Here is a 15,023-nt window from a genome sequence, read left to right as displayed (position 1 = left end):
GAAGGCTGGCCCGGCGCTGCTTTGCGGCGGGCCAGCCTGTCAGGCGGTCGCGGCGCGCAGCGCCTTGCGGCGGGCCACGCGTTGGCGGATCGCCTCGACATCCGTGACCGGGGTCGCGGCGAACAACTCGCGCGTATAGGGGTGCCTGGGGTCGGCAAAGACCTCTTCCCGCGCGCCCTGCTCCACCGCCTCGCCCTTGTTCATCACCAGCACGTCGTCGGCGATGTAGCGCACCACCGACAGGTCATGGCTGATGAAGACATAGGCCAGGTTGAACTCCTCTTGCAGGTCGGCCAGCAGGTTCAGCACCTGCGCCTGCACCGAAAGGTCCAGCGCCGAGACCGGCTCGTCCAGCACCAGGAGCGTCGGGTTCAGCATCAGCGCCCGGGCGATGGCAATGCGCTGGCGCTGCCCGCCCGAGAACATGTGCGGGTAGCGGTTGAACACCTCGGGCGGCAGGCCGACCTTGACCAGCATCTCCTCGGCGCGCCGGCGGCGTTCCGCGGCCGGCGTGTCGGTGTTCAGGAGCAAGGGCTCCATCAGCACGTCGCCGATCTTCTGGCGCGGGTTCAGGCTGCCATAGGGGTTCTGGAACACCATCTGCACCTTGGAGCGCATTTCGCGCGTCAGCCGCGCCTTGGCGATATCGACCGGCTTGCCCTCGATCAGCAACTCGCCGCCCGAGGCCGGGTCGATCAGCGCGATGATCCGTGCCAGCGTCGATTTGCCCGAGCCCGACTCGCCGACGATGGCCAGGGTCTTGCCGCGATCCACCGAAAAGCTGATGCCCTTGACCGCGCGCACTTCCTTGGCCCGGCGGGTCAGCGAGCCGGGGACGTGATAGTCGCGGATGATGTTCTTGCCCTGAACCACGCTCATTTCGCGGCCTCCTCGAGGAAGGAGCCCACGGTGGGCAGCCGGTCGCCGGTGGCGTTTTCCGGCAGGGCCGAGAGCAGCGCCCGCGTATAGGGATGTTTGGGCGCCTCGAACAGCGTGAGCACGTCGGCCTCCTCCATCTTGCGGCCCTTGTATTGCACCTGCACGCGGTCGGCGGTCTCGGCCACCACGCCCATGTCATGGGTGATGAGGATCAGCGCCATGCCGGTCTGTTCCTGCAATCGCATCAACAGGTCGAGGATCTGCTTCTGGATCGTCACGTCCAGCGCCGTCGTCGGCTCGTCGGCGATCAGCAGGCGCGGGTTGGTGGCGATGGCCATGGCGATCATCACCCGCTGGCATTGCCCGCCCGACATCTGGTGCGGATAGGATTTCAGCTTTTCCTCGGGGTCGGGGATGCCGACCTGCCGGAACAGCTCCAGCGCCCTGGCCCGCGCCGCCCGTTTCGAGAGACCGGCGTTGAAGCGCAGCACCTCCTCGATCTGGTAGCCGGTGGTGAAGCTGGGGTTCAGGGACGCGATGGGCTCCTGGAAGATCATGGTGATCTCGCGCCCGATGATGCGGCGGCGCTGGCGCGAGGTCATCTTGAGCAGGTCCTGCCCGTCGAAGCGCATCTCGTCGGCGGTGACGGTGGCGGTGTCGGGCAGAAGCCCCATCGCCGCCAGCATCGAGACCGACTTGCCCGAGCCAGACTCGCCCACGATGGCCAGCACCTCGCCCTTGTCCACGGTCACGTCGATGCCGTCCACGGCGGTAAAGCTGCCGGTCGAGGTGGCGAAGCGCACGGTCATGTTGCGGATTGTCAGCAAGGCCATGGCTCAGCTCCGCTTCAGTTTCGGGTCGAGCGCGTCGCGCAGACCGTCGCCCATCAGGTTGATCGCCAGCACCGAGACCAGGATGGCGAGGCCGGGGAAGGTCACCACCCACCAGGCGCGCAGGATGAACTCGCGCGCCTCGGCCAGCATGGTGCCCCATTCCGAGGCCGGCGGCTGCGCCCCCATGCCGAGGAAGCCGAGCGCCGCGGAGTCGAGCACGGCGCTGGAAAAGCTCAGCGTCGCCTGCACGATCAGCGGCGCCAGGCAGTTGGGCAGGATGGTCTTGAACATCAGCCGCAGGTTCGACGCACCCGCCACCTTGGCGGCGGTGACATATTCGCGGGCCTTCTCGCTCATCACCGCGGCGCGGGTCAGGCGGGCGAAATGCGGCTGGTAGACGATGGCGATGGCAATCATCGCATTGGTCAGGCCCGGCCCCAGGATGGCGACCAGCACCAGCGCCAGCAGCAGCGAGGGGAAGGCCAGCACCACATCCATGACCCGCATGATGACGGTATCGACCCAGCCGCCGAAGAAGCCGGCGAAAAGCCCGATGATGATGCCGCCGGTCAGGGCGATGGCGACGACGACAATGCCGATGAACAGCGAATACTGCGCGCCGTAGATCAGCCGCGACAGCATGTCCCGGCCCACCGCATCGGTGCCCAGAAGGAAGCCGGCGCGGCCGCCCTCCTGCCAGATCGGCGGCACCAGCAGCGCGTCGCGATATTGCTGGGTGGGGTCATGCGGCGCGATCAGCGAGGCGAAGACGGCGGTCAGCACCAGCAGGACGAAGACGACGAGGCCGATCACCGCGCCGCGGTTCTGGCTGAAATAGAACCAGAATTCCTTCAGCATCCGGCGGCGGATGGCCGCGTCCGAAATCTTGACGGTGGTATCGGTCATTTGTGCCGGATCCTCGGGTTGATGAGACCATAGGTCAGGTCGACGATCAGGTTCACGATCATCACGATGGCGGCGATCAGCAGCAGGCCCGACTGCACCACCGGATAGTCGCGGCGCGAGATCGAATCGATCATCCACTTGCCGATGCCGGGCCAGGAAAAGATCGTCTCGGTCAGGATGGCGCCCGCCATCAGCACGCCGACCTGCAAGCCGATGGTGGTGATGACCGGGATCAGGGCGTTGCGCAGCGCATGGACGCCGATCACGCGGCGCGACGACAGGCCCTTGGCACGGGCGGTGCGGACGTAATCCTCGCCCATCACCTCCAGCATGGCCGAGCGGGTCTGGCGCGCGATCACCGCCAGCGGAATGGTCGCCAGCACGATCGAGGGCAGGATCAGGTGGCTCAGCGCCGAGGCGAAGGCGCCCTTCTGCCCCGAGATCAGGCTGTCGATCAGCATGAATCCGGTGACCGACGGGAAGAAATACATCAGCGAGATGCGGCCCGAAACCGGCGTCCAGCCCAGCACGCCGGAAAACAGGATGATGAGCAGAAGCCCCCACCAGAAGATCGGCATCGAGAACCCGACCAGCGCCGCGGTCATCGAGATCTGGTCGAACCAGGAACCGCGCTTGATTGCCGCGATCACGCCCACCGGCACGCCGATCACCGTGGCGATGATGATGGCCACCAGCGCCAGTTCGACCGTGGCCGGGAACAGCGCCAGGAACTCGGTCAGCACCGGCTTCTTGGTCACCAGCGAATTGCCCAGGTCGCCCTGGAGCAGATTGCCGAGATAGTGGAGGTATTGCTGCCAGACCGGCTTGTCATAGCCGAGCTGCGCCGCGATCTGGGCGTAGCGCTCGGGCGAGACGCCGCGCTCGCCGGCCATCAGCAGGACGGGATCGCCGGGCAGCAGCCGGATGAAGCCGAAGGCCACCAGCGTGATCCCGATCATCGTCGGAACCAGGTAAAGCAGTTTCTTGAGGATGAATCTGAGCATCGAACCCTAACCTAAGGGCCGTGCAAGGAAAATTCCCTGCACGGCCGCGAGAGTTTCAGTCCGGAACCGACCTTATTCGGTCAGGTCCACGGTGTCGAAGGCATAGTCGCCCAGCGGCGATTGCACGAAGCCGGTCACGTTCTTGGCCATCGGCACATATTGCGTCGAATGCGCCAGCGTGGCCCAGGGCGCCTCTTGCTTGAAGATGACCTGCGCCTGTTCGTAGAGCTTCACGCGCTCGTCATGGTCGGAGGTCGCCTTGGCCTTGGCCAGCAGGTCCGAGAACTCCTGGTTGCACCAGAAGGCCCGGTTCGCGCCGCCCGGATTGGCCGCGGCGCAGCTGAGCAGCACCGACAGGAAGTTGTCCGGGTCGCCGTTATCGCCGGTCCAGCCCAGGATGACGGCGCCCTTGCGGCCCTCCTCCATCGATTTCTTCAGGTATTCGCCCCATTCGTAGCTGACGATCTCGACCTTGACGCCGACCTTGGCGAAATCGCTCTGGATCAGCTCGGCGGTGCGGCGGGCATTGGGCATGTAGGGGCGCTGCACCGGCATGGCCCAGACTTCCATGGTCAGATCCTTGACGCCGGCCTCCTCCAGCATCGCCTTGGCCGCCTCGGGGTCGTGTTTGTCGTCCTCGATGGCGTCGTTATAGGACCACATGGTCGGCGGGATCGGGTTCTTGGCGACCTCGGCATTGCCCTGATAGACGGCGTCGATCAGCGCCTGCTTGTCCAGCGCCATGTTCAGCGCCTTGCGGACCTGCGGATTGTCGAAGGGCGCAACCGTGGTGTTATAGGCCAGATACCCCACGTTCAGGCCGGGCTGTTCGTCCAGCTTGAGGTTCGGGTCGGCCCGGATCTCGTCCAGGTCGGCCGGCGCGGGATAGGGCATCAGGTGGCATTCGCCGGCCTTGAGCTTTTGCAGCCGCACCGAGGCGTCGGGGGTGATGGCAAAGACCAGGTCGTCGATCTTGGGCGCCTCGCCCCAGTAATCGGCGTTCTTCTGGTAGCGGATCACCGCGTCCTTCTGATAGGCGACGAAGCGGAACGGGCCGGTGCCGATGGGGGCGTTGTTCAGGTCCTCGCGGGTGCCGGCGGCGTCCAGCGCATCGGCATATTCCTTGGAGACGATCGAGACGAAGGGCATCGCCACATTGGCCAGGAACGGTGCCTCGGGCTGGTTCAGGGTGAACTTCACCGTGTGGTCGTCGACCTTTTCGATGGACTTGATCAGCTTGTCCATCTCCATCGACGAGTAATATTCATAGGTGATGCCGGGGATGTATTCGTGCCAGGGATGGTCGGCGCTGGCCTGGCGCTCGAAGGTGAAGATCACGTCGTCGGCGTTGAAGTCGCGCGAGGGCGTGAACTTGTCGTTGGAATGGAACTTCACGCCCTGGCGCAGGTGGAAGGTGTATTCCAGACCGTCCTCGGACACGTCCCAGCTTTCGGCCAGCGCCGGCTCGATCTCGGTCGTGCCGGGCTTGAACTGCACCAGGCGGTTATAGACCGCATGGCCAGAGGCGTCGAAGGTGGTGCCCGAGGTATAAGGCGCCGCGTCGAACCCTTCGGGCGAGCCTTCCGAGCAATAGACGAAGGTCTTCGCATGCAGCGGTGCCGCAGCCATCAGCGCAAAGGCCGACGCCGCGAGCATGCGGGTGGAGAAGAACGACATAATGCCTCCCATGTCTAGAGATATTCCCTGACCTGATGCAAACGAATCTGCCTGACAGGTCAAGAGCTCTGCCGGGTCTGACCGTCATTTTGCTTGAATGACGCAGCGAAACGCCGAAAAATCCGACAGGTTTCCGGCGTTTTGCTGGCCGAGCATGGGAAGGAGAGGCGCCCCCGGCCCGGCGGAATCCGGCCGAACCGCCTTGTTCAGGCGTTGTCGCGCTGCCAGATCCAGTCGTGGTCGGGATGATTCTCATAGCGCCATTTGCGGATCGGCCCGGCCATGACGTTGAGGTAATACATCTCGTAGCCATAGGGCACGCCGCAGGGGTGGTGGCCGCGCGGCACCAGCACGACATCGTGGTTCTTGACCGCCATGGTCTCGTCGAGGCTGCCGTCGTCGGTAAAGACCCGCTGGATGCCGTAGCCCTGCGGCGGGTTCAGCCGGTGGTAATAGGTTTCCTCCAGATAGGTCATGCGGGGAAAGTCATCCTCGTCATGGCGATGCGGCGGATAGCTCGACCAGTTCCCATCCGGGGTGAAGACCTCGGTGACCAGCAGGCTGTCGCAGTAGTCCTGGTCCTCCATGGCGATGTTGTTGATGAAGCGGGTGTTGGCGCCCTGCCCGCGCTGGGTCAGGCTGATGCCCTCGGGACCGATGCGGCGGGCGGGATGGCCGCCCTTGCCGGGGGCGAGGCAGACGGCCAGGGTCAGCGGTGTCACGGCCTCGGCCCGCCAGTCGCTGCCATCGGGCAGATAGAGGCAATGCGGCGGCGTCTTTTCGAACACGTCCAGCCGCTCGCCCATCTCGCCCCAGTCCCGGCCGGCGCCGCTGATGCGGGCCTTGCCCTCGACGATCACCAGAATCGCCTCCATGCCGCCGGTATGGCCCTCGGCCACTTCGCCGGGCCCGAGCCGCCAGAGGTCGAAGCCGACATGGGACCAGCCCGCATCCTCGGCGGTGACGTGATGGACAAGACCGTGCTGGCCGGTCGGTTTGCGCAAGAGTTTCATCGGTCCTCGCTGCGGTTCAGGAAAAGCGCCACGAAAAGATAGACTCCCGCCGCGCCGAACAGGATCGCCCAGAAGACCGCGCCGCTGGCGGCCTCGAACCCCGCCCAGAGCAGCGGCAGCAGGACGCAGAGGACACGGATCCAGAGCGGGCGGAAGAACGGGTGTTTGGGATCGACCAGCATGCCGCCAGCCTAGTGCAGCCCGACGGCACGCGCCATATCCTTGAGCGATTTCAGCCCAAGCGACTGGTATTCCAGCGGGTTGCGCTTGTCGGGATCCTGCTCGGCCTCGATGACCAGCCAGCCGTCATAGCCGGCCTCGGCCAGGATCTTCAGCAACGGCTGGAAGTCGATGGCGCCCTCGGGATCGCCCGGCACGGTGAAGGCCCCGGCCAGCACGCCTTGCAGGAAGCTCATGTCCCGGGCCCGCACCGCCTCGGTCACGTCGCGCCGGATGTTCTTGGCATGGAAATGCGCCACCCGGCCGACATGTTTCCTCAGCACCGCCTCGGGGTCGCCGCCGCCGAAGGTGCAATGCCCGGCGTCGAACAGCAGATGCGTCGCCGGTCCGGTCGCGGCCATGAAGGCGTCGATCTCCTCGGGGCTTTCGACCACGGTGCCCATGTGGTGGTGATAGGCGAGCGTGATGCCCTGCCCGGCCAGATAGCGCGCGAACTCCTCCATCTTGCGGCCGAATTCGGCCATTTCCCCTGCGGTCAGGCGCGGCCGGGCATTGACCGGCACATCGGGCCGGCCATGCACGGTGTTCGAGCATTCGCAGGCGATACAGACCTTGCAACCGTTGGCCTTGAGCTTGGCCAGATGCGCCTGGACCGCCGCGATCTCCTCCTCGACCGAGCGGGTCAGCAGTTCGGTCGAATACCAGCCCGAGACGAATTTCAGGCCGTAGCGGCCCAGCAATTCCTTGAGCTGCTGCGGGTCCGAGGGCCAGCGATGGCCGTTCTCGATGCCGTCGAAGCCGATGACTTCGCCCGCCTCGTGCAAGATCTGCTCGGTCGGGATGTGGGCGCCGATCGACTGGTCGTCGTCATTGGCCCAGGCGATGGGATTGGTTCCGAAACGGATCATGGGGATTCCTTCAATTGACGGTTGCCTGCTTGCGGCGGTTTTCGATGTATTTCGCATAGGCTTGGCGGAGCCTGTCCGACCCACCCACCTGGGGCACGGCGACGTCCCACCAATGGCCGGCGCCGGTCAGGCCGTCGCCGGGGCCGGGGGCGGCGGTGGTGTCGATGACGATCACCGTGGGGATGTCGCGGCTGCGGGCCTCGGCGATCTCGGCCTCCAGATCGGCGATGCCGCCGGCCTTGACGGCATGGGCGCCCATGCTCGCGGCATGGGCGACATAGTCGATCTGCGGCTGCACCTCGACGTTGCAGTCCACATACATGTTGTTGAACTCCTCGCCGCCGCAGCCCTGCTGCAAGCGGTTGATGCAGCCATAGCCACGATTGTCGGTCAGCACCACGGTGAAGGGCACGCGGCGCATCACCGCCGTGGCCAGTTCGCTGTTGGCCATCATGTAGCTGCCGTCGCCCACGAAGCAGATCACCTCGCGCTCCGGCCGCGCCAGCTTCAGCCCCATCGCCCCGGCGATCTCATAGCCCATGCAGGAGAAGCCGTATTCCATGTGATAGCCACCCTGCGCCGGCTGCCAGAGCAGCTTCAGCGCGCCCGGCATGGTGCCGGCGGCGCACATGGCGATGGCCTCGGGGGCCGCGCGCTGCACGGCGCCGATCACCTGGGCGTCGATTGGCAGCGCGTTGTCTTCGGTCGGTGCGGCGCAATGGGCGTCGACCGCCGCCAGCCATTCGGCGCGGGATTGCGCATCGGCATTGCCGGCGCGGTAATCGGCCAGCAGATCGCCCAGCTTCTCCAGCGCCACCTTCGCATCCGCAACCAGACCTACCGCACCATGCTTGTCGGCGTCATAGGGCTGGACGTTGATCGAGACCAGCTTGCGGACCGGATTGGCGAACAGCGCCCAGGAGCCGGTGGTGAAGTCCTGGAAGCGGGTGCCGATGCCGATCACCAGATCCGCCGTCGTCGCCACCGCATTCGCTGCCGCCGAGCCGTCCACGCCCGCGGCACCGAAGTTCATCGGATGCGCCTGGGCCAGCGCCGACTTGCCGGCCTGTGTCTCGATCACGGGGATGCCGTGGCGGCTGGCGAAATCAGCCAGCGCCGCCTCGGCGCCGGAATAGATCACCCCGCCGCCGCAGACGATCACCGGAGCCTTGGCACTGCGGATTAACTCCGCCACCCCGGCCAGCTCCGCCGCATCGGGCTCGGGCCGGCGGATACGCCAGACGCGCGGCTCAAAGAACGCCTCGGGCCAGTCCCAGGCCTCGGCCTGCACGTCCTGGCAGAAGGCCAGCGTGACCGGGCCGCAATTCGCCGGATCGGTCATCACCCGCAGCGCGCGCGGCAGCGCGGTCAACAGTTGCTCGGGGCGCTGGATGCGGTCGAAATAGCGGCTGACGGGACGGAAGCAGTCGTTGGCGCTGACCGTACCATCGTCGAAATCCTCGACCTGTTGCAGCACCGGATCCGGGCGGCGGTTCGCGAAGACGTCGCCCGGAATGAACAGTACCGGCAGGCGGTTCACATGCGCCAGCGCCGCGGCCGTGACCATGTTCGTGGCCCCCGGCCCGATGGAGCTCGTCACCGCCTGCGCCCGCCTGCGGCCCTTGGCCTTGGCATAGGCGATGGCGGCATGGGCCATGGTCTGCTCGTTCTGGCCGCGCCAGGTGGGCAGCGCATCACCGATCCCGTGCAGCGCCTCGCCCAGGCCCGCCACGTTACCATGGCCGAAGATCGCCCAGACGCCCTCGATGAAGCGCTCGCCGTCCTCGGTCATCTGCACCGACAGCCAGCGCACCATCGCCTGTGCGGCGGTCAAGCGGATGGTATCGGTCATGCTGCATCCTCCTGCGCGGCCGTCCGCGCCTTGTCCCATATCAGGCAGAGTCTCTGGTAACGTTTGGCCATCTCGGCCACGGCGGCCTCGTCACCGATCTCGCCCTGCAGCCAGCGCCGCGCCACCGCGCCGAAAATCGTGCGTCCGACGGCAAAGCCCCTGACCAGTTCGAAGCCGGCAGCGACCTGGAAGCTGGCGGCCAGTTCCGCCTCGGGCGCGTCGAGGCCCAGCACCACGATGCCGCGGGTGTGGCGGTCGTGCTCCTCGATGGCGGCGATGGCGTTGGACCAGGCGGCCCGGCTGGTCAGGGGTTCCAGCTTCCACCAGTCGGGATAGATGCCGATGGCATAGAACTGCCGGATCAGCGTGGCGGTGGTCTGCTCGTCCACCGGCCCGACCTTGGACGGAATGATCTCCAGCAGGAACTCCAGCCCGTTGCGGCGGGCGGCGGTGTAGAGGCGCTTGACCGTCGCCTCCTGCGCGGCGCGCGTTTCGGCGTCGTCATCGGGATGGCAGAAGCACAGCACCTTGACCACATTCTCGCGCGCCCAGGCGCCCAGCCCGCCGCAATCCGGGCCCAGTTCAGGCTCCAGTTCCAGCGGCCGCGAGCCCGGCCATTCGCAGGGCCGACCAATCCAAAGCCCCGTCCCCGAGGCCGCATGCAGCGCCCGCCGCCCGATGCGGTTGTCGCACAGAATGCCGTAGCCGGGCTGACCATCGGCGACCTGCAAGGCGGCTTGCAGGCACAGTTCCTTGAACGCGCCGCCCTTTGCCGGCGTATAGCCCGGCATCTCTTCCAGCTGGACACGATGGTCGAAGGCAAAGACCCGCATGGTCGACCAGTCGCCGCCCATCCGGCCCTGGCGGTTCGTCGACCAGTGGATCTGCTCAAGCTCGGCATCGTTCCTCAGATCCGGCCGCAGCACCCCGCGCTTGAGGAAGAATTCCAGTTCTGCCAGCGACGGATAGGCCGGCGTGCAGCCGTGGCGGGAAACCGCGAAGGCCCCGCAGGCATTGGCGTATTCCAGCGCCCTGGGCCAGGCCTCGCCGTCCAGCCAGCCCTTCATCAGCCCCGAGAAGAAGCCGTCGCCCGCCCCCAGCACGTTGAACACCTCGATCGGGAAGCCCGGCCCGGCCTGGCCCGCGTCGAGGTTGTCCGGGATCGCGCCCTCGAAGGCGACCGCGCCGGCCGCGCCGCGCTTGCAGACCAGCGTGGCGGCGCTGACCTCGCGCACCGCGCGCAGGGCTTCGATCGTGTCGGTGGAGCCGCCGGCGATGTGGAATTCCTCCTCGGTGCCGACGATCAGGTCGAAGAGATGCAAGGTCGATTGCAGCTTCGCGGTTACCGCAGCGCTTTCGACGAAGCGGCTCTCGCCCTCGCCGTGCCCAGCCAGGCCCCAAAGGTTCGGGCGATAATCGATGTCCAGCGCCGTCCTGGTGCCGTGCTTCCGCGCCAGGTCCAGCGCCTTGAGCACCGCGGCCTCCGTGCGCGGATGCGACAAATGCGTGCCAGTCGCCAGCACCGAGCGGGCCTCGGCGATGAAGCTTTCGTCGATGTCGTCCTCGCTCAGCGCCATGTCGGCACAGTTCTCGCGGTAGAAGATCAGCGGGAAGCTGTCCTCGTCGCGGATGCCCAGCAGAACCAGCGCCGTCAGCCGCTCCGGGTCGGTCGCAACGCCGCGGGTGTCGACGCCCTCGCGCGAAAGCTGCTCGCGGATGAACCGGCCCATATGTTCGTCGCCGACCCGGGTGATGACGGCGGAGCGCAGCCCCAGCCGGGCCGTGCCGCAGGCGATGTTCGTCGGAGAGCCGCCGATATACTTCGCGAACGACCCCATGTCCTCCAGACGACCGCCAACCTGCTGCCCGTAGAGATCAACCGACGAACGGCCAATCGTGATAACGTCAAGCGTCTTGCTCATGCCGGGCTCTCCGCGGATTCCGCGACGGCGGCGCGCAGATGTTCCATGCTGGCGCGCAGGGCGGACTCGATATCCTCCAGCGCATGGACATCCGGCGCGAAGGGCTCGAAGCTGACCGGCCCCTCATAGCCGTCCGCCAGCAGCGCGCGCAGCTGCGCCGCGTTCTCCAGCCGGTCCGCGGCGTCCACCAGTACGCGATGGCCGTCCAGCATCGCCGCGACCGCCAGCGACGGATCGGTCACGCCCGAGACATGCACGAGCCCGGTGCGATGCGGGAAGCATTCCGTCTCGCCCGCCAGATGGTGGTGGAAGCTGTCATGCAGCAGGCGGAAGGCGTCGAACCCGCCGGCCTCGGTGATGGCGGCGACAGCCTCGGCCTTGCGGCGCAGCGCGCTTTGCGGAAAGCCCAGCGGCTCGACCAGCCCTATCAGCCCGCGCGGCTGCAGGATGGCGCGCAGCCGGTCCAGCGCCGCCACCGTCTCGGAATGGGCGATCTCGGTGCCGTCGTTCAGCGGACAGAGCACCAGCGCCTGCGCCCCTGCCCCGGCGGCGAAATCGGCCAGCCGCTCGGCGCGGCCGGCGAGGTCCTCGCTCCAGCGGTTGAAGGGATAGAGCGCATTGACCGACAGGATCGAGACCCCGGCCTCCGCGGCCATGCGGGCGATCTCGGCCGGGGCCTGGCCGGTCACGTCGGGCAGGTCGTTGCGGATCTCGACCTCGGTGCAGCCGAGGCGGCGGGCCAGGGCGAAGAACTCGGCCAGCGAAAGCCGGGGGGCGACGATATGGTTCAGGGCGAAGCGCATGGCGGACCTCAGGCGTAAAGGGCGGGACGGGGGGGCAGTTCGATCCTGACGGACTGGCCTTCGGATTCCTGGGCGGCGACGCAGGCATCGGCGGTGACGGCGGCGACATAGCCGTCCCAGGCGCTCGGGCCGGCGGCGGTGCCCTCGGCCGCCGCTTTCAGGAAATCGGCCAGTTCGTAGTCGTAGCTGTCGATGAAGCGGTCCTTCCAGTCCATCAGGATCGGCTGGCCCAGCACGGCGCCCGAGCGGGTCTGGATGCTCATCGGCTCGGGCAGCTTGGCGGTGCCGTCCTCCCCGACGATCTCGCACTGGATGTCATAGCCGTAATGGCAGTTCACGAAGATCTCGACATAGATCACCACGCCCTTGGCGGTTTCCAGCACCACCACCTGCGGGTCGCGCAGCTTTTCATGGGCGCGGGGCGATTTGCGCGGGAAGAACACCCGGGCGCTGACATAATCGTCGTCCAGCAGCCAGCGCAGCACGTCGATCTCGTGGATCAGCGTGTCGTGGATCGCCATCGGGGTCTGGTAATTCTCGCCCACCCGCGGGTTGCGATGCGCGGCATGGACCATCAGCGGCGCGCCGGTCACCGCGGCCACCGCCTTTTTCAGCGCGACATAGCCGGGGTCATAGCGGCGCATGAAGCCGACCTGCACCAGCCGCTTGCCGGCGGCCTGCTCGGCCTCGACGATGCGGCGCGCGCCCTCGGCGGTGGTGGCCAGCGGCTTTTCGCAAAAGCAGGGCTTGCCGGCGGCGATGGCGGCCAGCACGTATTCCTCATGCGTCTGGCCCCAGGAGCAGACCAGGACCGCATCCACATCCGCATCCTTGATGAGCGCATGCGGGTCGTCGAAGATCCGCGCCTCGGGGGCATGGTCGCGCCGGCAGGCCTCGGCATTGGCGCGATTGACGTCGTTCAGCGCCGTGACCTTGGCGCCGGCCAGCACCTGGTTGATGCGCCGGGTATGGTCCTGGCCGATGGCGCCGGTGCCGATCACTCCGATCTTCAGGGTCATGGTCATTTGCTCCAATAGGTGTCGATGTAGCGCTGCATTTCGCGGCGCATGAACTTGCCGGATTCGTCGGCGCGATCTTCCCAGGCGAAGACGCAGGCGGTCATGATGCCGTCGAAGCCGATCTCGGCCAGGGTGCCGAAGAAATCGTTCCAGGGCACCTCGCCCTGGCCGATGTCGAGATGCTGGTGGATGCGCGCCTGCGTGCCCGGCGGGTTCAGGATGTAGCGCAGGCCCGAGCTGGCCTTGTGGTTGAAGGTATCGCCGACATGGACATGCGCCAGCACATCGGCGGCCTCGCGCAGCATGGCCCGGGTGTCGTCGCCGAAATAGTAGGTATGCGGCGCGCAATAGAGGAACCTCACCCGCGGCGAGTTCACCGTGCGGATGATGTCGAGCGCCGGTTGCAGCGTCTCGCACCAGTCCTCGGGATGGGGCTCGACATGCAGATTGATGCCCTCGCGCTCGAAGATCGGCACCAGTTCCTCCATGCTGCGCCACCACGCGTCCTCGCAGGCCTCGATCATGCTGCCGGTGTGGCAGCAATAGCAGGAGCCCTTGTCGGGATGCGGGCCGCGGCCGAATTCGCTGTTCATGGTGTCCACGCCCAGCTCGACGGCGATCTCGATGGCGCGCTTCCAGTGCTTGACGGCGGCCTGGCGCTCGGCCTCGTCGTTCGACGCCCAGCGATACATTGGCAAGAGGCTGGCGATGCCGACCTCGGCGTCCTTCAGCGCCTGTTTCAGTGCCTTGATGCGGTCGGGAAAGACGCGCGGGGCCTTGAACCATTCCAGGAAATCGCCGCGCGGGCTGAGTTCGATCCAGTCGTAGCCGAGTTCCTTGACCTTGGCCGGGATCTGCTCCAGCGGCAGGTGACGGTGCATGAAGGGGTCGATGGCAATTTTCATGGCGTCCTCAGAAAGTGACGGGCTGGCCGGTCTCGGCGGAGCGGGCCATGCCGTGAATGACGTGCTCGATGGCGAGGCCCGCGGTGAAATCGGGCCAGGCCGGGGTGCCGGTCTCGATGGCCTCGCGCAGCATCTGCGCCTCGACCACCTTTTGCTCGTTGAAGCCGAAATTATGGCCGCCCGCCGGGCAGAAGGCCGCGAAGCCGGGCTGGGCCGGGCCGGTCAGGATGCGGCGGAAGCCGTCGGTCTCGGCAGCGCCGGGCTGGTAGAGCCAGAGCTCGTTCATCCGCTCCTGGTCGAAGCGCAGCGTGCCCTCGGTGCCCTGCACCTCCCAGGCCAGGCGGCAGCGATAGCCGCGCGCCACCCGCGAGCAGGAGAATTCGCCCGAGGCACCGCTGACAAAGCGGAGCAGCGCTTGGGCCTGGTCCTCGTTCTCGACCGATGCCGTGCCGCCCTGATGCGGACGCGCGGCGATCACGGTATCGGCCTGGGCATAGGCGCGGGCGACCGGCCCCATCAGCGCCAGCATGACCGAGACCAGATGGCAGCCCAGGTCCCCGAGCGCCCCCAGCCCGCCGTCCTTGCGGGTCAGCCGCCAACTCCAGGGCAGGCCGGGATCGGCCATGTAATCCTCGTCATACATGCCGCGGAAATGGATCGGCCGGCCGATGGCGCCCGAAGCCACCAGCTCCGCTGCGGCGCGGAAGGCGGGCGAGCGGGTATAGTTGTAGCCCAGCAGCGTGACCCGGCCCGAGGCGCGCGCCGCCGCCTCCATCGCCTCGGCATCCGCGACGGTCAGGGCCATGGGCTTTTCCAGCCAGACATGCTTGCCCGCTGCCAGCGCCGCCTCGGCCATCTCGCGATGCAGGCCGTTCGGGGTGGTGATCGAGACCACATCGACGGCCGGGTCCGAGACCGCCGCGCGCCAGTCGTCGGTGGCGCGGGCGAAGCCGAAGGAATGCGCCGTCTCGGCGGCCCTGTCGGCAGGCGTGTCGGCCAGGATCTCCAGCCGGGGCGGCGTGCCGCCGAAGGCGGTGGCGAGGTTGCGCCAGGCCATGGCGTGGCATTTCCCCATGAAGCCGGTGCCGATCAGCGCGACACCCAAGGAGCGGTTGTCCATGG

General features: G+C 67.0%; 14 protein-coding genes. All 14 read right to left on the bottom strand.

Annotated features, from left to right (window positions below):
- Nucleotides 1–39 precede the first annotated feature (39 nt).
- The 14 genes from AQY21_RS15440 to AQY21_RS15375 all read right to left on the bottom strand — a co-directional run bounded on the left by AQY21_RS15440 (nt 40) and on the right by AQY21_RS15375 (nt 15,021).
- A complete protein-coding gene (locus AQY21_RS15440; protein WP_058098516.1) occupies nt 40–879 on the bottom strand; it encodes an ATP-binding cassette domain-containing protein in 840 nt (279 codons plus the stop codon).
- Complete coding sequence (locus AQY21_RS15435; RefSeq protein ID WP_058098515.1) at nt 876–1,712, bottom strand: ABC transporter ATP-binding protein; 837 nt, start codon at nt 1,710–1,712, stop codon at nt 876–878. The genes AQY21_RS15440 and AQY21_RS15435 overlap by 4 nt, the downstream gene beginning before the upstream one ends.
- Before the next feature lie 3 nt (nt 1,713–1,715).
- Nucleotides 1,716–2,618 (bottom strand): ABC transporter permease subunit, encoded by a 903-nt coding sequence (locus tag AQY21_RS15430; RefSeq protein ID WP_058098514.1) that lies wholly within the window; start codon nt 2,616–2,618, stop codon nt 1,716–1,718.
- Complete coding sequence (locus tag AQY21_RS15425; RefSeq protein ID WP_058098513.1) at nt 2,615–3,622, bottom strand: ABC transporter permease subunit; 1,008 nt, start codon at nt 3,620–3,622, stop codon at nt 2,615–2,617. Before AQY21_RS15425 ends, AQY21_RS15430 begins: the two co-directional genes overlap by 4 nt.
- Nucleotides 3,623–3,694: 72 nt before the next feature.
- A complete protein-coding gene (locus tag AQY21_RS15420; RefSeq protein WP_058098512.1) occupies nt 3,695–5,299 on the bottom strand; it encodes an ABC transporter substrate-binding protein in 1,605 nt (534 codons plus the stop codon).
- Nucleotides 5,300–5,505: 206 nt separating this feature from the next.
- Nucleotides 5,506–6,312 carry a 5-deoxy-glucuronate isomerase gene (gene iolB / locus AQY21_RS15415; RefSeq protein ID WP_058098511.1) on the bottom strand — a complete coding sequence of 269 codons (807 nt, stop codon included), beginning with the start codon at nt 6,310–6,312 and terminating at the stop codon, nt 5,506–5,508.
- Complete coding sequence (locus AQY21_RS15410; RefSeq protein ID WP_058098510.1) at nt 6,309–6,494, bottom strand: hypothetical protein; 186 nt, start codon at nt 6,492–6,494, stop codon at nt 6,309–6,311. Before AQY21_RS15410 ends, iolB begins: the two co-directional genes overlap by 4 nt.
- Before the next feature lie 9 nt (nt 6,495–6,503).
- Nucleotides 6,504–7,400 carry a myo-inosose-2 dehydratase gene (iolE, locus tag AQY21_RS15405; RefSeq protein WP_058098509.1) on the bottom strand — a complete coding sequence of 299 codons (897 nt, stop codon included), beginning with the start codon at nt 7,398–7,400 and terminating at the stop codon, nt 6,504–6,506.
- Between the two features lie 10 nt (nt 7,401–7,410).
- The gene (gene iolD, locus AQY21_RS15400; protein ID WP_058098508.1) at nt 7,411–9,252 is read right to left on the bottom strand and encodes a 3D-(3,5/4)-trihydroxycyclohexane-1,2-dione acylhydrolase (decyclizing); all 1,842 of its coding nucleotides are present in this window, start codon (nt 9,250–9,252) and stop codon (nt 7,411–7,413) included.
- Nucleotides 9,249–11,174, bottom strand: a complete 1,926-nt coding sequence (gene iolC / locus AQY21_RS15395) for a 5-dehydro-2-deoxygluconokinase (RefSeq protein ID WP_058098507.1) — start codon at nt 11,172–11,174, stop codon at nt 9,249–9,251. Before iolC ends, iolD begins: the two co-directional genes overlap by 4 nt.
- Nucleotides 11,171–11,977 carry a TIM barrel protein gene (locus AQY21_RS15390; protein WP_058098506.1) on the bottom strand — a complete coding sequence of 269 codons (807 nt, stop codon included), beginning with the start codon at nt 11,975–11,977 and terminating at the stop codon, nt 11,171–11,173. Before AQY21_RS15390 ends, iolC begins: the two co-directional genes overlap by 4 nt.
- Before the next feature lie 8 nt (nt 11,978–11,985).
- Nucleotides 11,986–12,996: a Gfo/Idh/MocA family protein gene (locus AQY21_RS15385; RefSeq protein ID WP_058098505.1), complete on the bottom strand. Its 1,011-nt coding sequence runs from the start codon at nt 12,994–12,996 to the stop codon at nt 11,986–11,988.
- Nucleotides 12,997–12,998: 2 nt separating this feature from the next.
- Nucleotides 12,999–13,901 carry a sugar phosphate isomerase/epimerase family protein gene (locus AQY21_RS15380; protein ID WP_058098504.1) on the bottom strand — a complete coding sequence of 301 codons (903 nt, stop codon included), beginning with the start codon at nt 13,899–13,901 and terminating at the stop codon, nt 12,999–13,001.
- 7 nt (nt 13,902–13,908) lie between these two features.
- Nucleotides 13,909–15,021: a Gfo/Idh/MocA family protein gene (locus tag AQY21_RS15375; RefSeq protein WP_058098503.1), complete on the bottom strand. Its 1,113-nt coding sequence runs from the start codon at nt 15,019–15,021 to the stop codon at nt 13,909–13,911.
- Between the last annotated feature and the right edge of the window lie 2 nt (nt 15,022–15,023).

Source organism: Paracoccus sp. MKU1, assembly GCF_001447385.1.
Classification (GTDB): domain Bacteria; phylum Pseudomonadota; class Alphaproteobacteria; order Rhodobacterales; family Rhodobacteraceae; genus Paracoccus.
The sequence above is the reverse complement of the archived record's forward strand: the minus strand, read 5'-3'. Positions and strand labels throughout refer to the sequence as shown.